This window comes from Umezawaea endophytica (assembly GCF_025061645.1).
Classification (GTDB): Bacteria; Actinomycetota; Actinomycetes; order Mycobacteriales; family Pseudonocardiaceae; genus Umezawaea; species Umezawaea endophytica.
Genome location: NZ_JANYMP010000003.1, coordinates 32,184 through 53,185, shown reverse-complemented (window position 1 = coordinate 53,185; position 21,002 = coordinate 32,184). Strand labels below are relative to the sequence as shown.

Annotated in this window: 21 protein-coding genes; 7 read left to right on the top strand and 14 right to left on the bottom strand. The window is 73.0% G+C overall.

The features are described 5' to 3' along the window. Nucleotides 1-41: 41 nt before the first annotated feature. From NZH93_RS07630 to NZH93_RS07615, 4 genes are all read right to left on the bottom strand, one after another. On the bottom strand, nucleotides 42-710 hold the full coding sequence (locus NZH93_RS07630) for a response regulator (protein WP_259622236.1): 669 nt from the start codon (nucleotides 708-710) through the stop codon (nucleotides 42-44). Further along, nucleotides 704-1,906, bottom strand: coding sequence for a sensor histidine kinase (locus NZH93_RS07625; RefSeq protein WP_259622235.1), 1,203 nt, complete (start codon nucleotides 1,904-1,906; stop codon nucleotides 704-706). The genes NZH93_RS07630 and NZH93_RS07625 overlap by 7 nt, the downstream gene beginning before the upstream one ends. 197 nt (nucleotides 1,907-2,103) lie before the next feature. Further along, entirely contained in the window at nucleotides 2,104-4,167 is a 2,064-nt protein-coding gene (locus NZH93_RS07620) for a M6 family metalloprotease domain-containing protein (RefSeq protein WP_259622234.1), read from the bottom strand. 121 nt (nucleotides 4,168-4,288) lie between these two features. Next, on the bottom strand, nucleotides 4,289-6,241 hold the full coding sequence (locus tag NZH93_RS07615) for a WD40 repeat domain-containing protein (protein ID WP_259622233.1): 1,953 nt from the start codon (nucleotides 6,239-6,241) through the stop codon (nucleotides 4,289-4,291). Nucleotides 6,242-6,387: 146 nt separating this feature from the next. Here NZH93_RS07615 and NZH93_RS07610 point away from each other — a divergent pair, with 146 nt between their 5' ends. After that, complete coding sequence (locus tag NZH93_RS07610) at nucleotides 6,388-6,717, top strand: helix-turn-helix domain-containing protein (protein WP_259622232.1); 330 nt, start codon at nucleotides 6,388-6,390, stop codon at nucleotides 6,715-6,717. 9 nt (nucleotides 6,718-6,726) lie between these two features. Here the strand turns inward: NZH93_RS07610 and NZH93_RS07605 are convergent, their stop codons facing one another. The 3 genes from NZH93_RS07605 to NZH93_RS07595 form a co-directional block, all read right to left on the bottom strand. Then, a complete protein-coding gene (locus NZH93_RS07605) occupies nucleotides 6,727-7,317 on the bottom strand; it encodes a ClpP family protease (protein ID WP_259622231.1) in 591 nt (196 codons plus the stop codon). After that, entirely contained in the window at nucleotides 7,314-7,934 is a 621-nt protein-coding gene (locus NZH93_RS07600; protein ID WP_259622230.1) for a ClpP family protease, read from the bottom strand. Before NZH93_RS07600 ends, NZH93_RS07605 begins: the two co-directional genes overlap by 4 nt. Nucleotides 7,935-8,021: 87 nt before the next feature. Then, the gene (locus NZH93_RS07595) at nucleotides 8,022-9,413 is read right to left on the bottom strand and encodes an amidohydrolase family protein (protein WP_259622229.1); all 1,392 of its coding nucleotides are present in this window, start codon (nucleotides 9,411-9,413) and stop codon (nucleotides 8,022-8,024) included. A 66-nt stretch (nucleotides 9,414-9,479) separates the two neighbouring features. On the opposite strand from NZH93_RS07595, the gene NZH93_RS07590 reads away from it, so the two are divergent. After that, on the top strand, nucleotides 9,480-10,127 hold the full coding sequence (locus tag NZH93_RS07590) for a TetR-like C-terminal domain-containing protein (RefSeq protein WP_259622228.1): 648 nt from the start codon (nucleotides 9,480-9,482) through the stop codon (nucleotides 10,125-10,127). Nucleotides 10,128-10,168: 41 nt separating this feature from the next. Continuing rightward, a complete protein-coding gene (locus tag NZH93_RS07585; protein ID WP_259622227.1) occupies nucleotides 10,169-10,693 on the top strand; it encodes a hypothetical protein in 525 nt (174 codons plus the stop codon). A gap of 4 nt (nucleotides 10,694-10,697) precedes the next feature. Here NZH93_RS07585 and NZH93_RS07580 read toward each other — a convergent pair whose 3' ends face one another. From NZH93_RS07580 to NZH93_RS07550, 7 genes are all read right to left on the bottom strand, one after another. After that, nucleotides 10,698-11,219, bottom strand: coding sequence for a hypothetical protein (locus tag NZH93_RS07580; protein WP_259622226.1), 522 nt, complete (start codon nucleotides 11,217-11,219; stop codon nucleotides 10,698-10,700). 16 nt (nucleotides 11,220-11,235) lie between these two features. Next, complete coding sequence (locus NZH93_RS07575; protein ID WP_259622225.1) at nucleotides 11,236-11,895, bottom strand: response regulator transcription factor; 660 nt, start codon at nucleotides 11,893-11,895, stop codon at nucleotides 11,236-11,238. Beyond that, entirely contained in the window at nucleotides 11,892-13,022 is a 1,131-nt protein-coding gene (locus NZH93_RS07570; protein WP_259622224.1) for a sensor histidine kinase, read from the bottom strand. Before NZH93_RS07570 ends, NZH93_RS07575 begins: the two co-directional genes overlap by 4 nt. Nucleotides 13,023-13,027: 5 nt before the next feature. After that, complete coding sequence (locus tag NZH93_RS07565) at nucleotides 13,028-13,840, bottom strand: ABC transporter permease (RefSeq protein ID WP_259622223.1); 813 nt, start codon at nucleotides 13,838-13,840, stop codon at nucleotides 13,028-13,030. Then, on the bottom strand, nucleotides 13,840-14,757 hold the full coding sequence (locus tag NZH93_RS07560) for an ATP-binding cassette domain-containing protein (RefSeq protein ID WP_259622222.1): 918 nt from the start codon (nucleotides 14,755-14,757) through the stop codon (nucleotides 13,840-13,842). The genes NZH93_RS07565 and NZH93_RS07560 overlap by 1 nt, the downstream gene beginning before the upstream one ends. A gap of 207 nt (nucleotides 14,758-14,964) precedes the next feature. Further along, complete coding sequence (locus NZH93_RS07555) at nucleotides 14,965-15,531, bottom strand: NADPH-dependent FMN reductase (RefSeq protein ID WP_259622221.1); 567 nt, start codon at nucleotides 15,529-15,531, stop codon at nucleotides 14,965-14,967. Next, a complete protein-coding gene (locus NZH93_RS07550) occupies nucleotides 15,528-17,000 on the bottom strand; it encodes an amidohydrolase family protein (protein WP_259622220.1) in 1,473 nt (490 codons plus the stop codon). Before NZH93_RS07550 ends, NZH93_RS07555 begins: the two co-directional genes overlap by 4 nt. 177 nt (nucleotides 17,001-17,177) lie before the next feature. Between NZH93_RS07550 and NZH93_RS07545 the strand changes: the two genes are divergently transcribed. The 4 genes from NZH93_RS07545 (at nucleotide 17,178) to NZH93_RS07530 (ending at nucleotide 20,954) form a co-directional block, all read left to right on the top strand. Continuing rightward, a complete protein-coding gene (locus NZH93_RS07545) occupies nucleotides 17,178-17,981 on the top strand; it encodes an IclR family transcriptional regulator domain-containing protein (RefSeq protein ID WP_259622219.1) in 804 nt (267 codons plus the stop codon). 93 nt (nucleotides 17,982-18,074) lie between these two features. Then, on the top strand, nucleotides 18,075-19,241 hold the full coding sequence (locus tag NZH93_RS07540) for a CaiB/BaiF CoA transferase family protein (protein ID WP_259622218.1): 1,167 nt from the start codon (nucleotides 18,075-18,077) through the stop codon (nucleotides 19,239-19,241). Continuing rightward, nucleotides 19,234-20,028: a citryl-CoA lyase gene (locus NZH93_RS07535; RefSeq protein ID WP_259622217.1), complete on the top strand. Its 795-nt coding sequence runs from the start codon at nucleotides 19,234-19,236 to the stop codon at nucleotides 20,026-20,028. Before NZH93_RS07540 ends, NZH93_RS07535 begins: the two co-directional genes overlap by 8 nt. A gap of 11 nt (nucleotides 20,029-20,039) precedes the next feature. After that, the gene (locus NZH93_RS07530) at nucleotides 20,040-20,954 is read left to right on the top strand and encodes a dioxygenase family protein (RefSeq protein ID WP_259622216.1); all 915 of its coding nucleotides are present in this window, start codon (nucleotides 20,040-20,042) and stop codon (nucleotides 20,952-20,954) included. Nucleotides 20,955-21,002 lie beyond the last annotated feature (48 nt).

Sequence of the window (21,002 nt, the reverse complement as noted above, 5' to 3'; positions counted from 1 at the left end):
TGTCCGGGGTCCCCCTGGCGGGTGATCGCTCCCCTGGGGGGTCAGCGCCCGCGGCGCTCGGCGGCGCGCACGATGCCCCGCGTGTGCGCGAACACCGCCGCGTGGGCGCGGTCGCGCAGGCGCAGCTTGCCCAGCACGCGCGAAACGTGGGTGCGGACGGTCTCCTCGCCGAGCTGGAGGTGCGCGGCGATCTCCGCGTTGGTGCGGGCCGCGGCGAGCAGCAGCAGCACCTCGTGCTCGCGCGAGGTGAGCTTGTCCAGCTCCCGCGGCGGTTCGGGCGCGCGGACGGTGGTCGCGATGAGGGCGGAGAGGCGGCGGGCCACCGACGGGTCGATGGCGGTGTCGCCGCGCGCGGCGACGCGGATCGCGGACATCATCTCCTCGGGCGGGATGCTCTTGAGGATGAAGCCGTTGACGCCCGCGCGCAGCGCCCGGTGCAGGCTCTCGTCGCTGTCGTAGGTGGTCAGCACGAGCACGGCCGTCGTGTTGCCCGGCGTGGTCATGATCGCCTCGGCCGCGGTCAGCCCGTCGGTCTCGGGCATCCGCACGTCGAGGACCACCACGTCGGGCCGCAGCCTGGCCACCTCGTCGACGGCGGCGCGACCGTCGGCGACCTCGCCGACGCACGTCAGGTCGGGCTGGGCGTCGAGCACGGCGCGCACGCCCGAGCGGAACAGGGCGTGGTCGTCGGCGAGCAGCACGGTCAGCACAGGGTCTCCTCGGGGAAGCGGGCGCGGACGCGCCAGTGCCTGCTGTCCGCGGTGGGGCCGAGTTCCACGTCGCCCTCGAACAGGGCGACGCGCCGGCGCACGCCGTCCAGGCCGCGGCCGGGCGAAGAGGGCTTCGGCCAGGACCGGGTGACGGGCAGCGGGTTGGTGATGGTCAGGACGATCCCGTCCGCGCCGTGGTCGAGGTCGATCCGCACCTCGCCGGGGCCGCCGTGGCGCAGCGCGTTCGTCAGCGACTCCTGCGCGATCCGGTACATGGCCAGGTCGAGCGAGTCCGGCAGGTCGACGATCCCGGCGCCGGTCGAGGTGAACGACACGGCGAGGCCCGCGCGCCGCACGCCGGTGAGCAGCTCCTCCAGGTTGTGCAGGCCGGGTTGGCGTTCCGCGTCGGCGTCGCCGCGGCCGTGCAGCAGGTCGAGCAGCCGCCGCAGGTCGAGCATCGCGGCCCGGCTGGCTGTCTCGACGGCGTGCAGGGCGCGGCTCATCGCCCCGGCTCCGCCGCTCTGCCCGCCCGGCATGGCGATGCGCGCCGCGGCGGCGTGCACGGAGATGGCGCTGACGTGGTGGGAGATGACGTCGTGCAGGTCGCGGGCGATGGCGCTGCGCTCCTCGGCCACGGCCTCCGCGACGGCCATCCGCTCCTCGTGCTCGCGGCGTTCGGCGCGCTGCTCCAGCGCGGCGAGGTGGCCGCGGCGGGTGGTGGTGTGCCGCCCAACCACCCAGGGCAGGGCGCCGTTGGCCAGCACGGAGAACAGCAGGGCGGCGCGGCCGTGCGCGCCGTCCCAGGCCAGGAGTTCGTTGGCCGTGGTCGCGGCGGACAGCGTGACCAGCGACACCACCGCGGGCACCGGCCGCAGCCACGCCCCCGCGAGGTAGCCAGCGACCAGCGCGCCGGTGTTGGACAGGTCGCGGGTCCCCTCGTCGCCGAGCAGCACCGGGGTGACGACCAGCGCCACCGCGTGCGCCAGCGCGATCCCGCCGGTGAAGCGGGCCGGGGCCGCGAGGCAGGCGTCGGCCGCCACGAACACGACGAGCACCGCCCACGCGCGTCCGGACAGCGCCGGGTTCGACCCGCTGAACACGAAGCCGCCGGTGTCGACGACCACGCAGATGAGCGCGGCGAGCCAGGAGTTGCGCGCCAGCGCGCCCCGTGGGTCCCGCGACCCGTGCTCGCTCACGTCGCCGGGGTGGTCGGTCGACGGGCCATCGCGATCCTCCGTGGACCGGCGGGGAGAGGTCCTGGACTGATGCCACCGGCGGGCGACATGCTATAGCAAAAGTTTGCCGCGGTGCGCCGAGGCCGTTCGAGCACGTGCTCCGACGACGAACGCCGGCGCGACCACTCGGGTCGCGCCGGCGTTCGTCGTGCGGGCGGTTACCTGGCGGACACGGTGCAGGAGGCGGTCGAGGTCTTCGTCGGGTCGCTCTCCGACCTGGCCGTGAGGGTCACCTTCGACACCTGCGGGCCGCCGTCCCGCTTCGCGTGCACCGGCACCTCGACCCGGCCGCCGAACTTCGCCGTCGCGAGGGTGTTGGGCACCGAGACGGACCAGCCGCCCTCGGCCTTCGCCGACACCCGGTAGACGTCGCTGTCGAGGTATTGGGTGACGGGCTCGGGGTGCTGCCCGGCCGGTGGGGCGGTGCGGCCGGTGTTGACCAGCGGGAACCGGCACGTCGCCACGCCGTCCGAGCCGGTGCGGCCGGTGGTCGGCGACACCCGCACCCCCCGCTGCTGCGGGCCCGCGCCGTCCAGCGACCGGATGGCCACCGTGTACGACAGGACGCCCTGGCCGTCGCGCTTGACGTCCAGCACGAGGAAGTGCAGCCGGTTGGCCTGGTCGACGTACTCGTACTCGCTGCCCGAGTTCGTGCCCGCGTGGAACAGGGCGTCCGACAACTGCCGGTAGTCGCCGATCGTGATGGGCACCCGCGTCCCGTCCGGTAGGACGTGGTCGGTCATGCCGATGTCCTGCGGGTTGGCGTCCACCACCCAGGCGAACGGCGCCTGGTCCTCGTTCTTGGTCTTGGCCAGCAGCACGCCCGCGTCCGGCGTGAACGAGTCCACCCCCATCCGGTCCACGACCTCGACCGTGTAGTTCTGGTACCCGCCGCCGTCGCAGAACGGGTCGGTCCGGACGTCGCAGGCGGGCGACAGGTCACCCGTGCCGAGCGCGATGTTGACCCCCGCCAGCCCGTTCGGCCCCGACTGGACGGTGCGGGCGGTCACCTTCGCGACGACCACCCCGGAACTCGCCAGCGCCTCCCTGGACAGGCGCAGCACGTTGCGCTCGTCGACGATGCCGAGCTTGATCTTGTTGCGGAGCATGTGCTGCGCGCCCATCGACGCGCCCGCGGTCGCCGGGATGACCCAGCGGGAGTGCGGGCCGCCGGGACCGTTGAACGAGCCGCGCGACAGCATGTCCCAGATGCCGTTGTAGTCGCGGCGGGGTGGGCTGCCGTACGGGTTGTTGTAGTTGTCGCCGATGCCGAGCAGGTGGCTCAGCTCGTGCGCGTACACGCCCTGGCCGGAGCTCTCGGCCTGCGTGGACGAGCCGCCGCCCGCGTTGGGCCAGATGCTGGAGCCCGCGGCCCACGACGTCCACTCGACGTAGCGGGTGCGCGACCAGTTCGGCAGGGCGGGGTCGGGCGGCCCGAACTCGTCGGTCACGTCCTCCTTGGTCGGGAACTTCATCGTCCCGAACTCCTGCCAGGTACCGGACTCGTCCTGGCCCGCGGACAGGAAGTACACGAAGTCGTACCCCTTGGGCACTTCCTGGCCGACGTCGGCGAGCCAGGCGGCGTTGCCGTCGGTGCGGATGTTGCGGTTGCACGTGTCACCCGCGGGGCAGGCGGTGCCCCCCTGGAACTCCATGGCGTACTCGTGGTCCTTGCCCGGCATCGTGTACGGGCCGAACCCCTTCAGGTCGACGCCGTAGCGCCCACCGGAGTCCTCCATCCAGTACTCGTTGACGGTGTGGCCGCGGTTGAGCGCGTTCGGCTTGTTGAGGAAGTCCTGGTAGAACTGGGCGACCTGGTCGCGGGGAACGCCGCTGGCCTCCGCGCTGGGGTTGCCGAACACCGTCGAGTTCCGCGGCTGCGTCACGACGAACGGCTGGTTCGGGTAGTCGAGCAGGACCAGCGCGCCCTTGAAGTTGCGCACCGATCCCTTGAGCGACGGGTCGGCCCAGGACGTGCCGGGGATCTTCCGGTAGTCCCGTTCCCACGTCATGTGGTCGGGGTTGACCCAGTTCTGCGGGTCGACGGGGCCGGGGAACCCGGCCTGGGCCGCCACTCGGGCGGAATCGCGGGACTGCTGCCACGGCTGCTGCTGCGGCCAGTGGTCGTACCGCCAGTGGTGCAGGGGATCGTCGAGGGGAGCGGCGGTCACGCTGGGGTTGCCCGCGGCGAGCGCGACGACCGAGAGCAGCGCGGTGATCATCAGGACAGGGCGCCGGCGCCCACGACGGACGGGTGTGCGGTCCATGACACCTCCGTGGTGTGGATCCGCCAACGCTAGCCACCGGCGACCGTTCGGCGAGGTCGCGCGGACCCGTTGTCAGTTAACGGAAATCCCGGTCGTGGTCGACGACGACGCGGTAGCGCCCCCAACCGTTCGAGCCGTGGACGAGGAACTCGTGGTCGGTGATCCACAGGACGCCGCCGACGTGGTCGCTCCGGCTGCCGGTGGTGCGGGTCAGCGGGCCGGGGCGGTCGTGCCGGAGGTCGTGGAGCCGGACCACGTCGGCCTCGATCGAGGCCCGCCAGGTCCCGCCGGGGCTGACCAGGGGATCGGGGACGGGGTCCGGGGGCACGTGGGGTCCGGGGTGGGGTCCGCCGGTGGAGGTGGTGAGGAGGTGGTCCCCGTCATTGGCGCTCAGGCACAGGGATTCGCCGTCCGGGCTGATGGTGAAGGAGCCGAAGTGCCGGAAGTGCCTGCCTTCCGACAGCCTGAAGCGGGTCGTGCCGGTGGCGGGCTCCCACACCCTCAGGTACGTCGTGTACGGCGGGTCCTCGACGCCGAACCCGTTGCGGGAGTTGTGGGAGAGGACCGCGACCCAGTCGCCCGCGGGGCCGAAGCACAACTGCCGGACCGACTCGTCGCGGCTCAGGGACAAGGTCGTCGCCGTTCCGCCGTCCAGGTCGGTGCACGTCACCGTGGTGCCGACGGCGGTCGCGAGGTGACGGCGGTCGGGCGCGAGCACGGCACTACCGACGTGGGGCCGTCGCACCTCGGACAGCCGTGGCCGGTGGCCGCGCAGCACCGGGCGCGCGGTGGCTTCCTGGAGCGCCTCCGCCTGGGCGCTCCACGCCGGGTGGTGGCGCAGTTCGTCGATCAGGACGTCGTCCACCGCGGTCACCGGGTCGAGCGGGTCGAGCAGGCGGGCCACGGAGGTGAAGCTCCTCGTGCGGGTCCCGGACTCGTCGTCGGTGAGCGCGGCCAGGTCGTCGAGCGCCGCCGCGGGGCCGTCGTGGCGGACCCGGTGGGCGATCCACCGCAGGTCCCCGGTCAGCGCTGCTGCCCGCTCACGGCGTCCGGCGCGCAGCAGCGCGCGGACGAGCAGGTCGCGCAGGCAGCCGTCGTCGGTGGTGGCGGTCCACCAGGCCTGGTCGCAGGACGAGCCCGGCAGCGGTGCCGCGGCGGGAACAGCGGCCGCGATCCGGTCCAGCAGACCGGCGGTGGCGTCGCGAAACCCTTCCACGCCCAGCGATTCCCGACCCATCGCCGTCACCAGCGGGTCGACGGACACGGTCGAGCCGCTGGTGACGCGCAGCAGGCCGGGACGAGCCAGCCGGTCGAGGAGCGACCGCGTCTCCTCCGGGCCGGTTCCCCACAACGCTTCCACGAGTCCGATGGGCACCTCGGTACCCCCGTCGACCACGGCGAGGGCGTTGAGCCTGTCGCGGTCCCCGTCCGGGAGCGGGAGGTCCCGCAGTCGGCGTCGGCACCACTCGCCCAGAACTGCCGACGGCACGGCTATCGGAGTCGCACCAGGAGGTACGGGACCGGACACGAGGAGCCCGGCGTGCCCGCGCTCGGTGCTCACCAGCCGGTGGGGCTCGACCGCGTCGGGCGGCACCTCGTCGACGACCAGCAGCAGCCGCCGGTACGCCCGGAGGAGGTACCGGCCGCGCTCCGAGGACCATCCCTCGGGGAACCCGAGCGGACCGCCCGCGAGCGCGTCGTCCCGGCGTCGCAGGACCGCCAGGGTGGCGGCCTCGCCCGACGCGCGGTCACCGATCCGCAGCCACCAGGTGCGGTCGCGGAACCGCCACCGCACCCTCGGGTGGGCGCACACCAACCGCGCGGCCACGGACAGGCCCAGCACGTCCGAGCCCTCGCCGTCGGGGACCAGGACCGCCGTCCGGGACCGGTCGCGACGACGGGCGCACAGCACGTCGACGGCGGCGTCGACCGCCGGGGGAGGCGGCGGTGCCAACCACTTCGGCAGCGCCGGGACACCCGGCCCGCGCTGCCGGGTCACCTCGGGGAAGACGCTTGCCCGCCGAATCATCCGGTGTCCTGTCCGCCGCACTGGCCGGAGTCGGAGCGTACCGGCTCCCCGTCGGCCGGGGGTGTGCTGACGACCCCGGCCGACGGGGTTCCGCCAGGAGCGGAAACGCTTGCCCGGCGGTACGGGCCGGGTGTCAGGATGACGGCATGGCGGACATCCTCCCCTTCCACCAGAAGCGCTCGCCCGAGCCGGAACCGCTGTGGCGCGAGGTGCTGGGCCGCAGCCTGCGCGCGGAGAGGGAGGAACAGGGCGGCCGTCTCGTCGACGTCGCCGAGCGCGCGGGCATCTCGCCGCAGTACCTGTCGGAGATCGAGCGCGGGCGCAAGGAGCCGTCCAGCGAGATGATCGCCGCGGTGACCGGTGCGCTGGGCGTCGACCTGGCCGACCTGCTCGTCGGCATCGCCGGTGACGTCCGGCGCCACGGCGCGGGCCTCGCCGCCCGGAGGCCCTCGGGACCCGTGCTCATGGCGGCCTGAGCCGCTGCCTCAGGGGCGGTGGTCCAGGACGTGGTCCGCCAGCCCGTAGGCGACGGCGCTCCTCGCGTCGAACACGCGGTCGCGGTCGGTGTCGTGCCGGAGGTCCGCGAGGTCGCGGCCGGTGTGCTTCGAGAGGATCTCCTCCAACTGGGTGCGCACCCGGATGACCTCGTCCGCCTGGAGGATGAGGTCCGGGATGGTGCCGCGACCCTGGGCCGCGGGCTGGTGCAGCACGACCCTGGTGTGCGGCAGCACGGAGCGGCGCCCGGTCGCGCCCGCGGCCAGCAGGACCGCGCCCGCGGCGACGGCCTGGCCGACGCACGTCGTCGCCACCGGCGCCTTGATGTACCGGATGGTGTCGTACAGCGCGAGCATCGCGGACGGGTCGCCGCCCTCGCAGTTGATGTACAGGTTGATCTCCCGCTCGGGGCTGTCCGCCTCCAGGTACAGCAATTGGGCGATCAGCGCGTTCGCCACGCCGGAGTCGACCGCGGTGCCGAGGTAGACGACCCGCTCCGACAGCAGGTGCGAGTAGACGTCCATGATCCGCTCGCCCGCGGGGTTGCGGGTGATGACGCTGGGGATGGTGTAGGTGCTCACGCGCGGACCCCCGTCCCGAGGCCCAGCGCGTGGGCGCGCACGGGCACGACCTGGTCGAGGCCGGTGACCACGTGGTCGATGAAGCCGTACTCGCGGGCCTGCGCGGTGGTGAACCAGCGGTCGTGCAGGGAGTCGGTGAAGATCCGGTCGATCGGTTGGCCGGTGTCCTCCGCGATGAGTCCGAGCACCGTGTCCCTGGTGTGCCGCAGGTCGTCCGCCTGCACCTCCACCTCGACCGCCGAGCCGCCGATCCCCGCCGAGCCCTGGTGCATCAGGATGCGGGCGTGCGGGAGGGCGTAGCGCTTGCCCGGTGTGCCCGCGGACAGCAGGAACTGCCCGGCGCTGCACGCCAACCCCAGCGCGAGGGTGGACACGTCGCACGGAACGAGCCGCATCACGTCGCGGATGGCCAGCATGGCGGGGACCGAGCCGCCGGGGGAGTGGATCCACAGCGCGACGTCCTTCACGGGGTCGTCGCTCGCCAGCGACAGGAGCTGGGTGGCGAGCACCGTCCCGTTGTCGTCGTCGAGAACGCCGTCGAGGACCAGCACGCGCTGGCTGAGGAACCGTTCCCGGAGTCGGTGGTCGAACAGCGGCTGCTTCTCGGAGTTCGTCATGCCCCGACGATGCCGTGCCGCCGGTGCCGCCCACCGGTTTCTCCGCTGTGAGCAGATCAGCTCAGGGCGGACGGTCCACTGTGGACCTCACCGCCCGGTCGCGCGTTCCTTCAACGCCGTCAGCGCCGCGGTGTCGTGGTACCGGCCACCGCGGACGACCGCGCTGACCGTGCGCAGGTTGGCGACCGCCGTGGTGGGGTCGCCGTCGAGCAGGACGAGGTCGGCCTCCTTGCCCGCCTCGACGGTGCCCGCGTCCCGCTCCCGGTGGAGGAAGCGGGTCGGGTCGGTGGTGGCGGTCCGCAGGACCCGCACCGGATCGAGCCCGGCCTCGGCGAGCAGGTCGAACTCGTCGTGCAGCGAGGCGCCCGCGACGACCCAGGCCGCGCCGACGGCGTCGGTGCCCGCCAGCAGCGGCGCGCCCTCCTCGTCGAGGATCTTCACCACGCGCAGTTGCAGGGCGAACTGCTCGGCGAAGACGGCGTGCTGGGCGTCGTCGAACTTCCGGTGGAACGCGGCGGCGGCCGAGTTCCACGCCTTGCGCTCGCCCGCGGTGGCGTAGCGCAGGTCGGGGTCGGCCGCGAACGCCGGCTCGTCGCAGAACTGCTGGGCCTTGACGCGGATCAGCGTCGGGCAGTTCCAGGTGTCGTTCTCGGCGAACCGCCGGGCGAGGTCGCGGGCCTTGCCCTCGTCGAAGCTGTCGATCGCGTCACGGGTGGAGCGCAGGGTGGCGGGGCCGGTGAGCTGGGCCGGGTTCACCACGATCTTCCGGAGCACCCGCTCCGCCAGCCTGTCCGCGAACGGGATCCTGAACGGCGGCGCCTTGATCGGGCTGCCCGAGGTCGTGGTGCGCAGGTGCTCCTCGTGGCACGAGCAGCCCGCCAGCACGCCGAGCCCCGGACCGACGTGCTCGATCGACCGGAAGCCCGCGTCGGACGCGGCGCGCACGTCGACGCCCGCGGGCAGGTGGCCGGCGACCGGGACGCCCAGGCGGTCGGCCTCGGCCTGGACGGCGAAGTAGACGTCGGGGGTGATCAGGGCGGCCTTGATGAAGTCGGCGCCGTCGCGGACCTGGCGGCGCACCTCCGCGACCGCCGCGGCGGGCTTGCCCGCGTTGATCGGCGTGAGGACCGAACCGGGCGTGGCGAGCAGTCGGGGTGTCGCGTCGTCGACGGGCTGGCGGTCCCGGAGTCGGCGCAGCAGCGCGGGTGTGCCGCTCATCTGCCGGTACCCGGTGATGCCGAAGGCGAGCATGAGCCCCAGTTCGGGGGCGGGGTCGTCGAGGTTGAGCGGGTGGGCGTGCATGTCCACGAATCCGGGCACGACGAAGCGGTCCCGGCCGTCGACGGTCGTCGGGTCGCGGTCCGGCCCGGTCGTGGCGCCGATCCAGGCGATCCGCCCGCCGTCGATCCGGAGGTCCTGGTGGGCGGTGACCGAGCCGTCGCGGGGATCGACGACGGTGACGTTGGCGATGCGGTACATCGTGGCCCTCCCGGACTGATAGTGAACAGATTTGTTCACTATAGCCGGGGAGGTGATGATGGGGGCGTGACCCCGCACCCCGCGACCCGGCGCCGAGGCAGCGCGCTGACCGAGGCCATCTACCTCGCCACGCTGGAGGAGTTGGCCCGCACGAGCTTCGCCGAGCTGTCCTTCGACAAGATCGCGACGGCGGCGGGCACCGGGAAGGCGGCGCTCTACCGGCGCTGGTCCAGCCCGGACGAACTGGTGCTGGCCGCGCTCACCGACCCCGCCACCGGCTTCGGCCAGCCCCCGGTCCCGCCGGGGACGGGCTCGCTGCGCGCCGACCTGATCACGTTGCTCACCCACTTCGCCCACGTGCTTGACGAGCCGCGCGGGCGAGCACTGCGACCGCTGATCGCCTACCGCCACCAGCACCCGGAGCTGTTCGACCGGGTGTGGGCATCGGTGGTCCTCCCGGCGCGGGAGGTGCTGCTCGCGGTGATGGGGGAGGCGGTCGACCGCGGTGAGGCCGACCCGGCGCGGGTCAGCGAGCGGAGCGCCGAGGTCGGACCCCGCATGCTCCTGGTGGACGCCTGGAGCACGGACTCCGTCGGCGTCGACGAGGTGGTGGCGGTCGTCGACGAGGTACTGGTCCCGCTGCTGTCCGCCCGCCCGACACCGGCCACCTGGCGGGCCGACATCGTCCACAAGGCCGATGCCGGCCCGCGCTGAGGCGCCGAAGCTGCTCTCGTGGAACCACCCGAGGAGCGAGCGTGAACGAGTCCCCAGCGGAGCGGAACGGGTTTCCGGAGGCGGGTGACCCGCCGCGCTACCGGGTCGAGCTGGAGAGCGTCGACGGGGGGATCAGGCGGGTCCACCACGTCCACGCGGGTTCGGTGGAGGAGGCACTGGTCAGGGTCCGCGAACCGGGGCTGTGGCCGCTCGGCGGGCCCGGCAGCGATCCCGGCCGGTTCCGCGTGGTGGAGGTGAGCGAGGAGAACGCCACCAGCGAGGTCCGGCACCAGCGCGACGCGCGTCGGCGGTACCTCAACACCATCGTGGAAGCAGGCCTCGCGGCACTGGGCAAGACCGTTCCCGACCACCCGGACCAGGAGTTTTCCGACGTCCTGTGCGACTTCTTCACCAGGGCCGTCGTCCTGCCGGGGCACTTCGCCTTCCCCGCGGGGAAGGCCGACCGCCTGCTGGGCACCGACGACGTGGCGGGCGTACTGGCCCAACTCCTCACGGCGCACCTGTCCCACCACGGCGTTGAGGTGGCGCGCACCCCTCCGCGGTGAGGGGTCAGGCCTTGCGGACGCGACCCCAGGGCTTGAACACCGACAGCACCATCGCGAAGGTCAGCAGGACCATGGCCGTGGTGGCGAGGAACGACACGAACCAGATGTCCTCCAACGGCTGCTCGCCGGTGCCGAGTTCGCTGATCGGGCCGAGGAACGCCACGAGCATCGCGCACGCGACGACGTTGAGGACCAGCTTCACCGCGACCCACCGGTAGCGGACCAGGCCCCACTTGGTCGCCACCCCCAGCAGCAGGCCGGTGACCAGGCACACGAGCCCGGCGGCCAAGCCGGAGTACAGCAGCGGCATGACGAAGAACCGGGCCAGCGACTCGTACACGGCGGTGCGACTGTCGCCCGCCCGCGCCCAGCCCGCCAGCACGAGCACGGTGGAGATGACGTCGACACCGATCCAGGAGCCCGCCGACACGACGTGGGCGACCAGGATCGTCTTGCGCAGCCGGGTGGGGATCGGCCAGCGGACCCGGTTCGGGGCGGTGGGCCGGGGTGCGGTGAGGGTGCTCATGGGTGTCCGTTCGGGTTCAGGACCGGGCGAGGCCGGTCTGGTAGGCCACGACGACCAACTGGGCGCGGTCGCGGGCGTGGAGCTTGGTCATGGCACGGTTGACGTGCGTCTTGACGGTGAAGGGGGAGACGAAGAGCTGCGCGGCGATGTCGTCGTTGGACAGGCCGCCCGCCGCGAGCGCCACGACCTCGCGTTCCCGCTGCGTCAGCAGGTCAAGGCGTTCCGGTGCGACGGGACCGGTCGTGCCCTGCGCCAGGAACCGGCCGATCAGCGCTCTGGTCGCCTTCGGGGACAGCAGCGCCTCGCCGAGCGCGACGGTGCGGATCGCAGCTTGGAGCTCGGCCGGGTCGACGCCCTTGCCGAGGAACCCGCTGGCGCCCGCCCGAACGGCCTCCGCCACGTACTCGTCGATCTCGAACGTGGTCACCACCAACACCTTCACCCCCGCGAGGTGCTCGTCCGCGGTGATCCGCCTGGTGGTCTCCAGGCCGTCCAGCTCGGGCATCCGGATGTCCATCACCACCACGTCGGCGCGGGTCGTGCGGAGCAGGGTGAGCGCCTCGTGGCCGTTCGCGGCCTCGCCGACCACCTCCAGGTCGGGCGCGGCGTCGATGAGGACGTGGAACCCGGCTCGGATGAGCGGCTGGTCGTCGGCGAGCAGGACGCGGATGGTCATGGTTCCTTCCCCAGTGGCAGGGTGACGTGGACGTGGAACCGGGCGTCGGCCTCGACGCCCGCCCGGAGCGCGCCGCCGACCGCGCCCGCCCGTTCCCGCATGCCGACGAGCCCGAGCCCGGTGCCGCCCGGCTCGGCGGTCGCGCCGACGGCGTTCACGACCTCCAGCACCAGCTCGGTCGGCGTGCGGACGACGGACAGGCTCGCCGTGCCGGTGCCGTGCCGGTGCGCGTTGGTCAGCGCCTCCTGCACGACCCGGTAGGCGACGAGGTCGACGGTCGGCGGCAGCGGGCGGACCTCGCCGGTGGACGTCCACCGCAGCTCCAGGCCGGAGGCGCGGAACGACTCCACGAGCCCGCCGAGCTGGGCCGTGCCGGGTGCGGGTTCGGTGGCCACGACCGGCTCCTCCGGCCTGCGCAGCACGCCGAGCAGGCCGCGCAGCTCGTGCAGGACGGCCCGGCTGGACCGGCGGACGTGCCGCAGCGCCTCCGCCGCGGCGTCGGGCCGGGTGGTGATGAGGAGTTCGGCGACACCGGCCTGGACGTTGATCACCGAGATGTGGTGCGCGACCACGTCGTGCAGCTCGCGGGCGATGTGCAGCCGTTCCTCGGCGACCCGGCGGCGGGCCTCCTCCTCGCGGGTCCGCTCCGCCCGTTCCGCGCGTTCCTCGACGGCCGCGAGGGCGGCGCGCCTGCCGCGGACCGCCTCGCCGACCGCCGCCGCCATGCCGATCAGGGCGAAGCGGCCGACGTTCTCCCACGTCAGGCCCGACGGGCCTGCCAGCACCGCGACCGCGAGGACCAGGAGCAGGCCCGCGGGGACGGTCCGCCACCGTTCGGTGCGGACCGCGAGGGTGTAGGTCGCGATGGCCGCGGGCACGAGGAACGGTTCGAGGTCGCTGCCGAGCGCCATCGCCGCCAGGACGCCGAGCGTGGTGACCGCCAACGTCCACAGCGGCCACCTCCGCCGCACGGCCAGCACCCCGACCGCCACCACGAGCAGGCAGAGCACCGCCGGGGTGCGGACGTCCAGCGGCGTGGCGGGACCGTCGGCGGCGCTCACCGCGAAGAGCGCCGCCGCGGCGAGGGCGTCCACGACCGCCGGGTACTTCCGGGCGAGGGCGCGCATGCCGGTCAGGCGTCCCGGCGGCGCAGCAGCACCGCGGCGAGCAGCAGCGGTACGACCACCCACGCGGCGAACACCGCCGCGCCCGCCGAGGGACCGAGCAGACCGGGCGCGGGCACGACGGACGTGAACGCCTCGCTCGCGCTGGAGGGCAGGTACTTCAGCGCGTCGTCCCGCCAGGAGGCGGGCAGCAGCAGGCCGCCGAGCCCCGGCAGCAGGAACACCAGGACCACCAGCGTGGAGATCGCGCCCGCGGTGCTGCGCAGGAGCGCGCCGAGGGCGACCCCGATGACGGCGACGCCGGTCATCGTGGCGGCGGACCCGACGAGCGCGGCCAGGACGCCCGGATCACCGACGGCGGCCGTGGGCAGCTTCGCGCCGCCCATGACGGCCTGCCCGGCGAGGAAGACGGTGAACGAGACCGCGAGCATCGTCGGGAACAGGGTCCCGACGACCACGGCGACCTTGCCGAGCAGCACCGGGAGCCGGGACGGCACGGCGGTCAGCGTCGACCTGATCATGCCGGTGGCGTACTCGTTCGACACCACCAGCACCCCGAGCACCCCGGTGACGAGCTGGGCGAACATGACACCGCTCAACGTGATGCCGGTCGGGTCCGTCACGCCGTCCGCGCCGTCGGAGTCGCTGCCGACCGTCGACGCGAAGACCAGTCCGGTCACGAGCATCATCAGCGCGGCTCCGAGCACGGTCAGGCCGCTGGAGCGCACCGACCGCAGCTTCACCCACTCGCCGCGCACCACGCCGCCGAACGTGAGGGGGGTCTTCTCGGCCACCGGCCGGTCGATCGTCGTCGCGCTCATCAGGCCGCCACCCGCTCGCTCGTGCCCCGGTACTCGACGGCGTCACGGGTCAGCTCCGTGTAGGCCTCCTCCAGCGACGCCCGCTGGGGGGTCAGCTCGAACAGCGGGATCCCGGCCACGAGCGCCCGCGTGCCGATGTCCTCGGTGGACAGGCCGATCACGTCGACGACGCCGCCGCCGAGCGAGGTGATCTCCACCCCGTCGCCCTGGAGCACGGCGACCAGGTCGGAGGTCCGCGGCGTCCGGACGCGCACACCGCGCCGGGTCGAGGCGATCAGGTCGGCGACCGGTACGTCCGCGACGAGCTTGCCGCGGCCGACCACGACGAGGTGGTCGGCGGTCAGCGCCATCTCGCTCATCAGGTGCGAGGACACGAACACCGTCCGCCCCTCGGCGGCCAGGTCCCTGAGCAGGTGCCGGATCCACTTGATGCCGTCCGGGTCGAGACCGTTGACGGGCTCGTCCAGCACCACCGCGCGCGGATCGCCCAGCAGCGCCACGCCGATGCCCAGCCGCTGGCCCATGCCGAGCGAGAACTTCCCGACCCGGCGCCTCGCGACCTCGGTCAGGCCCACCACGTCCAGCACCTCGTCGACGCGCTTCGCGCCGATCCCGTGCGTGGCGCCGACGGCCAGCAGGTGGTCGCGCGCCGACCGGCCGGGGTGCACGGCCCGCGCTTCGAGCAGGACCCCGATCTCCCGCAGCGGGGCCCGGTGCCGCCGGTAGGGCTTGCCGTTGACCTTCGTGCCGCCCGACGTCGGCGCGTCCAGACCGACGAGCAGCCGCAACGTCGTCGACTTGCCCGCGCCGTTCGGACCGAGGAACCCGGTCACGACACCCGGCCGGACGGTGAAGCTGAGCCCGTCGACCGCCGTCTTGGGCCCGTACCGCTTGGTGAGGTTCTCGACCTCGATCATCACTTCTCCTGGGGGATCGTCGTTGTCCCGCAAGAGTCGTCGGGTCGAGCCGGAAAGGCGTCGTACGGCGGCATCAACCGGCTGTACCGCGTTCGCAGTATAGGCAGGGTCGTTGGCGCGCAACGGGTTCCACGAGTGCGCGTTGGTAATTCGACGGTTTACCCGAGCGCACTCGTGGACCCTGTCAGTCCATTGAGGACGGCCCCGTCAGCGGGCCGGGGCGCGCCTGTCGGCGATCTGGTCGCGCAGCGCGGCCAGGGTTTCGCGGAGCAGGTCGGCCGTGGTGGTGTCGTGCAGGTCGCCCGCCCCGTCGAACCGCTGGTGCGCGGTGAACACCAGCACCTCGGGGCTGAGCAGCACGCGGCTGTGGGTGGCCGCGAAGACCTGGCGCAGCGCGATCTGCGCGCGGGCCGTGCCGAAGTTGCCGGTGGACGCGCCGATGACGGCGATGTCCTTGTCCTGCAACGCCGACGCGCCCTTCGGTCGGGACGCCCAGTCGATGGCGTTCTTGAGCACGCCGGGCACGGAGTGGTTGTACTCGGGGCTCGCGACCAGCAGGCCGTCGGCCTCGCCGATGCGCGCCCGCAGGTCGGCCACGGCGGCGGGCAGGTGGTGGTCGTCGTCCAGGTCGCCGTTGTAGTGCGGGACGTCCGCGAGGCCGGTGTACAGCACCACCTCGACACCCTCGGGGGAGTGCTCGCGCGCCGCGCGCAGCAGCGCGGTGTTGAGCGACGCGGCGCGCAAGCTCCCCGAGATCGCCAGGATCGTCGTCACTCCAGCTCCTGCTGGGGACGGTGGCCGGACTCGGCGCCGGTGTACTCGGTGTAGGTGTACGGGTTGGGGATCCGCTCGTCGGTCGGGAGCTGCGGCGTCATGCTCTCCAGCCACGCCTCCTCGCCCATCGCGCCGCGGGCGTGGTCGACGGTGTTCGCCACCGCGTCCTTGGCGCCGCGCAGGTCGACGCCGACCAACTCGTGCTCGTGCTTCACGACCCGCCCGTTGACCAGCACGGTGTGCACGTCGCCGCGACCCGCCTGGAACACGACCGTGCCGTACGGGTGCAGGATCGGGTACATCGCGGGCGACCGGTCGTTCTTCAGCAGCACCAGGTCGGCCTTCTTGCCCGCGGTGACGGTGCCGATCCGGTCGTCCAGCCCCAGCGCCTTCGCGCCGCCGACGGTCGCCCAGTGCGCGACCTCCTCGGCGCGCAACCTGTTGTGCACCACGGTGTCGCCGCTGTCGTGCGCCGCGATGTGCTCGTGGGTGCGGTCGGCGGACATGGTCGCGCGCATGGCGGAGAACAGGTCGCCGCTGTTCCACACGCTGGTGTCCATCGACAGCGACACGGGGATGGAGTGCTTGCGCAGCCGCCACGTCGGCGGGTGGCCCTGACCGGCGTTCATCTCGCTCTCGGCGGCCACGGACACGGAGCCGCCGCTCGCGGCGATCCGGTGGTAGGAGTCCTCGCTGAGGGACGCGGCGTGCACGTAGGTGACGTCGGGGTTCATGAACCCGCCGTCCCACATCAGCCTGATGCTCTCGTCGGTGGTCGCGCCCCACACGCCCGCGTGGGTCGTGACCGGCAGGCCGAGTTCGCGGGCGGCTTCGAAGGCGGCCTTCTCCGGGAACGCCGGGTCGCCGGTGACGTCGAAGGCGAGCTGGAGGCCGAGCATGTCGTCGCGGCCGGAGAACTCGCGGGCGACGAACGAGCGGAACTCAGGGCTGTTCGTCCACTCCCACGGCGCGCCGAGCAGGTTGCCGTAGGCGAGCACGAACCGGCCGGGGGAGGAGCGCAGCGAGTCGAGCGCCGCCTCGCCGTGCTCGATCGTCTGGAGGCCGTGCGACCAGTCGACGGTCGTGGTGACCCCGGCGTCGAGAGCCTCCGCCGCGGCGAGCAGGTTGCCCGCCCGGATGTCCTCGGGCCGGAACACCTTGCCCCAGGTCAGGTAGTAGAAGACGAAGTACTGCGACAGCGTCCAGTCGGCGCCGAGGCCGCGCAGCGCGGTCTGCCACATGTGGCGGTGCGTGTCGACCATGCCGGGCATCACGACGCCCCCGGACGCGTCGACCTCCAGCGCGCCGTCCGGGGCGGCGATCGAGCGCCCCACCTCGGCGATGTCCTCGCCGACGACCAGGACGTCGGTGTCGGTGAGGACGCCCTGGCCGTCCATCGTCAGGACGGTGGCGTTGCGGAAGACGATCGGACGGCCGCCGTTGGCCGCCCTGACCTCGTCAGGATTCATGTCGGTCACCTTGCTGTAGCGCCTCGACTGACCTGCTGATCGACTAGCGGACAGATGTCCGCTGTGCGGTCGTTGGGTTACTTTCGTGCGTGTCCCGTGGCCTGTCAAGGGTTACTGTGGAGTCGCTGTGCGACCATCACGCCGCACGGGCACCAACGGGACGGCGAGGAGGTTCGGGTGGCCGGACGTGGCACGGGACCCGACTTCGTCGAGGCGCTGGCCCGCGGGCTCGACGTGCTGTGCTGCTTCGACGAGCACCACCCGCGGATGAGCCTGAGCGAGGTCGCGACCGCCGTCGGGCTGGCCCGGCCGACCGTGCGCAGGCTGCTGCTGACGCTCCAGGAACTCGGCTACGTGCGCGCGGACGGCGCCGTCTACACGCTGACGCCCAGGGTGCTGCGGCTCGGGATGGCCTACGTCGGCGCGCTCGGGATGTGGGACGTGGCCCGTCCCCACCTCGAAGGGCTGGTCAGGCGGACCGGCGAGTCGTCGTCGATGTCGCAGCTCGACGGCTCCGACATCGTCTACATCGCCCGCGTGGCCGTTCCCAAGATCATCGCGCTGCGGGTCGAGGTCGGCACCCGGTTCCCGGCGGCCCGCACGTCGCAGGGCAAGGTGCTGCTGGCCGCGCTCGACCGGTCCGCGCGGGAGGCCGTGCTGGCCGAGACCAGCAGGTCGGGCCTGCCCGACGCGCCGCTCGACGTCGCCGGGCTCGAAGCCGAGCTGGCCGTGGTCCGGGCGAGGGGCTGGGCCTTGGCGGATGAGGAGCTGGCCCCCGGCGTCCGGTCGGTCGCGGTGCCGGTGCGCGACGGGACCGGCGCGGTGCGCGCGGCGATGAACGTGACCGTGCACGCCGCCGAGACCTCGGTCGACGTCCTGACCGGCGAATACCTGCCGCTCCTGCTGCGCGCGGCCGGTGACGTCTCGGCCGACTGGTCGCTGGTGGAGTCCCGCCCGCAGGTCGAGGTCCGCCCCGCCTGACCCGATCGTCCCGGCACTTGACTTGGCCGCTCCCCGCGCGAATGCTGGCGAAAAGACGGACACCTGTCCGTCAGACGGACAGCGAGGGTGGAGATGGCTGAATCGAAGACCGCGGCCGGACCGCTGTCGGGTGTGCTCGTCGCCGACTTCTCCCGAGTGCTGGCAGGCCCGTACGCCACGATGCTGCTGGCGGACCTCGGCGCGACGGTGGTGAAGGTCGAGGCCCCGCAGGGCGACGAGACCAGGACCTGGACACCGCCGGTGCGCGACGACATCTCGACCTACTACCTGGGCGTCAACCGCGGGAAGCGCTCGGTGGCGCTCGACCTGGGCGACGAGGCCGACGTCGTGCTCGCGCGCGAGCTCGCGGGCCGCGCCGACGTGGTGATCGAGAACTTCAAGGCCGGGGGCATGGCGCGGTTCGGGCTCGGCTACGCCGACGTGAGCGCGGCCAACCCCGGCGTCGTGTACGCCTCGATCAGCGGGTTCGGCTCCGGCGCGGGCGCCAAGGTGCCGGGCTACGACCTGATGGTCCAGGCGATGTCCGGCCTGATGAGCCTCACCGGCGAACCGGACGGCCCGCCGATGCGCGCGGGGATCTCGGTGTTCGACGTGATGGCCGGGAACCACGCGGTGATCGGCATCCTGGCCGCGCTGCGCCACCGCGACGCCACCGGAGAGGGCCAGCACGTCGAGGTCAACCTGCTGTCGTCGGCGCTGACCGGGCTGGTGAACCACAGCTCCGCGTACGTGGCGGGCGGGGTCGTGCCGTTGCGCATGGGCAACGCGCACCCGAGCGTCTTCCCGTACGAGCCGCTGCCCACGGCGGACGACGACCTGATCGTGGCCGCCGCCAACGACGGCCAGTTCCGCAGGCTGTGCACCGTGCTCGGCACGCCAGGGACGGCCGACGACCCGCGCTTCGCCCGCAACGCCGACCGCACGGCCAACCGGGAGGAGCTGCGGCCGATCCTGGTCGAACGCCTCGCCGAGCGCGGTGCCGTCGAGTGGTTCGACGCGCTGGTGGACGTCGGGGTCCCGTGCGCGCCCATCGGCACGATCGACGGCGGGTTCGCGATGGCCGAGCGCTTCGGCCTCGACCCCGTGGTCCACGTCGGCGCGGGCGAGCGGTCCGTGCCCACGACGCGGCACCCGATCCGGTTCTCCGCGACCCCGGCCGTCTACGACCTGCCCCCGCCGGGGCTGGACGAGCACGGCGTCGAACTGCGGAAGTGGCTCTCGGAGGACGACCATGGCTGACGAGCCGCGCACGTACGGGACGGCGCTCGGCGCGTCCGACCCGACCACCATCACGCTGCTGGGGCAGGACCTCGCCCAGGACGTCATGGGCACCGTCGGCTTCGGCGAGCTGGCGTTCTGGCTGGCGACGCAGCGGCGGCCGAGCTGGGGCGAGGTGCGGGTGTTCGAGGCCGTGCTCGCCGCGCTGGCCGACCACGGCTTCACGCCGACCGCCATCGTCACCCGCCTGACCTACCTGTCCGCGCCGGACTCCATCCAGGGCGCGCTGGCCGCGGGCCTGCTCGGCGGCGGCTCGCGCTTCCTCGGCGTCACCGAGGACTGCGGCCGGTTCCTGCACGACGTCCTGTCCACGCTGGACGAGGTCCCCGACGACGACGCGGGGTGGGACGAGGTGGCACTGGCCACCGTGCGCGCCCGGCGGGAACGGGGGGAGTTCATCCCCGGCCTCGGCCACCACGTGCACAAGAACGGCGACCCGCGCACCCCGAGGTTGATGGCCATCGCCCGCGAGGAGAGCCTGTTCGGGCCGCACCTGAGGCTGTTCGACGCCATCGGCCGCACGCACTCGCGGGTGCTCGGCAAGACGCTGCCCCTCAACGGCGCGGGGGTGTGCGGCGCCGCGCTGGCCGACCTCGGGCTGCCGCTGGAGCTGCTGCGCGGCTTCGCCCTGCTGGCCCGCACCGCGGGGCTGATCGGCCAGCTCGCCGAGGAGCTGCGCGACCCCGTCGCCAACGACATCTTCCTGTCGGTCGACCGGGCGAGCCGCCCGGTGCCGCCCCAGCCGTGACCGCCCCAGCCGTGACCGCCGCAGACCACCACCCCGAGAAGCACAGGGAGACGACGATGCCCCCGGTGACCGAGCACGACATCACCGCACTCGCGCAGCAGCGGTGGGCGACCGCCCACGACCCGCGGCTGGCCGAGGTCATGACCTCGCTCGTGCGGCACCTGCACGAGTTCGCCCGCGAGGTCCGGCTCAGCGAGGACGAGTGGGCCGCCGCCGTGCGGTGGCTCCAGCGGACCGGCGACATCAGCGACGAGAAGCGCGAGGAGTTCATCCTCGCGTCCGACGTGCTCGGCCTGTCGATGCTCGTCGTGCAGATGAACCACCAGTTCGACCCCGCGGCCACCCCGGCCACCGTGCTCGGGCCGTTCCACATCGACGACTCGCCGCACCTCGCGTTCGGCGCGGACATGTCCGACGGCGTCGAGGGCGCGCCGCTCTACGTCCACGGCTTCGTCCGCGACCTGGACGGCAAGCCGGTCGCGGGCGCGGTCCTCGACGTCTGGCAGGCCGACGCCGACGGCGCGTACGAGTCCCAGCTCGACGTGGACGAGGCCCGGCTGCGCGGCAAGTACACGACGCGCGAGGACGGCTCGTACCTCGTCCGCACGATCGCGCCGCTGGGGTACGCGATCCCCATGGACGGCCCTGTTGGCGACCTGATCGGCCGGACCGACATCTCCTACTTCCGGCCCGCGCACATCCACTTCCTGATCGACGTCCCCGGCCACCGGCGGCTGATCACGCACCTGTTCCAGGAGGGCGCGGAGTACCTGGACAGCGACGTCGTGTTCGGCACGAAGCCCGAACTCGTCGTTCCGTTCACCTCGGCGGAGGCCGGACCGACCCCGGACGGCGGCGAGTCCGCGGTCCCGTTCCTGAAGGCGAGGTACGACTTCGTGCTCCAGCGCGTCGACCACGAACTGTGAGCAATCGCACGAACACGTAGGGTGGGAACCAATCGGACATTTGCGCCG

What these genes read in the sequence shown, in the direction of transcription:
- NZH93_RS07620 (WP_259622234.1), bottom strand. Translation starts at nt 4,167, where the DNA reads ATGATCACCGCGCTGCTCTCGGTCGTCGCGCTCGCCGCGGGCAACCCC.
- NZH93_RS07615 (WP_259622233.1), bottom strand. Translation starts at nt 6,241, where the DNA reads ATGATTCGGCGGGCAAGCGTCTTCCCCGAGGTGACCCGGCAGCGCGGG.
- NZH93_RS07610 (WP_259622232.1), top strand. Translation starts at nt 6,388, where the DNA reads ATGGCGGACATCCTCCCCTTCCACCAGAAGCGCTCGCCCGAGCCGGAA.
- NZH93_RS07600 (WP_259622230.1), bottom strand. Translation starts at nt 7,934, where the DNA reads ATGACGAACTCCGAGAAGCAGCCGCTGTTCGACCACCGACTCCGGGAA.
- NZH93_RS07595 (WP_259622229.1), bottom strand. Translation starts at nt 9,413, where the DNA reads ATGTACCGCATCGCCAACGTCACCGTCGTCGATCCCCGCGACGGCTCG.
- NZH93_RS07580 (WP_259622226.1), bottom strand. Translation starts at nt 11,219, where the DNA reads ATGAGCACCCTCACCGCACCCCGGCCCACCGCCCCGAACCGGGTCCGC.
- NZH93_RS07575 (WP_259622225.1), bottom strand. Translation starts at nt 11,895, where the DNA reads ATGACCATCCGCGTCCTGCTCGCCGACGACCAGCCGCTCATCCGAGCC.
- NZH93_RS07570 (WP_259622224.1), bottom strand. Translation starts at nt 13,022, where the DNA reads ATGCGCGCCCTCGCCCGGAAGTACCCGGCGGTCGTGGACGCCCTCGCC.
- NZH93_RS07565 (WP_259622223.1), bottom strand. Translation starts at nt 13,840, where the DNA reads ATGAGCGCGACGACGATCGACCGGCCGGTGGCCGAGAAGACCCCCCTC.
- NZH93_RS07560 (WP_259622222.1), bottom strand. Translation starts at nt 14,757, where the DNA reads ATGATCGAGGTCGAGAACCTCACCAAGCGGTACGGGCCCAAGACGGCG.
- NZH93_RS07550 (WP_259622220.1), bottom strand. Translation starts at nt 17,000, where the DNA reads ATGAATCCTGACGAGGTCAGGGCGGCCAACGGCGGCCGTCCGATCGTC.
- NZH93_RS07540 (WP_259622218.1), top strand. Translation starts at nt 18,075, where the DNA reads ATGGCTGAATCGAAGACCGCGGCCGGACCGCTGTCGGGTGTGCTCGTC.
- NZH93_RS07535 (WP_259622217.1), top strand. Translation starts at nt 19,234, where the DNA reads ATGGCTGACGAGCCGCGCACGTACGGGACGGCGCTCGGCGCGTCCGAC.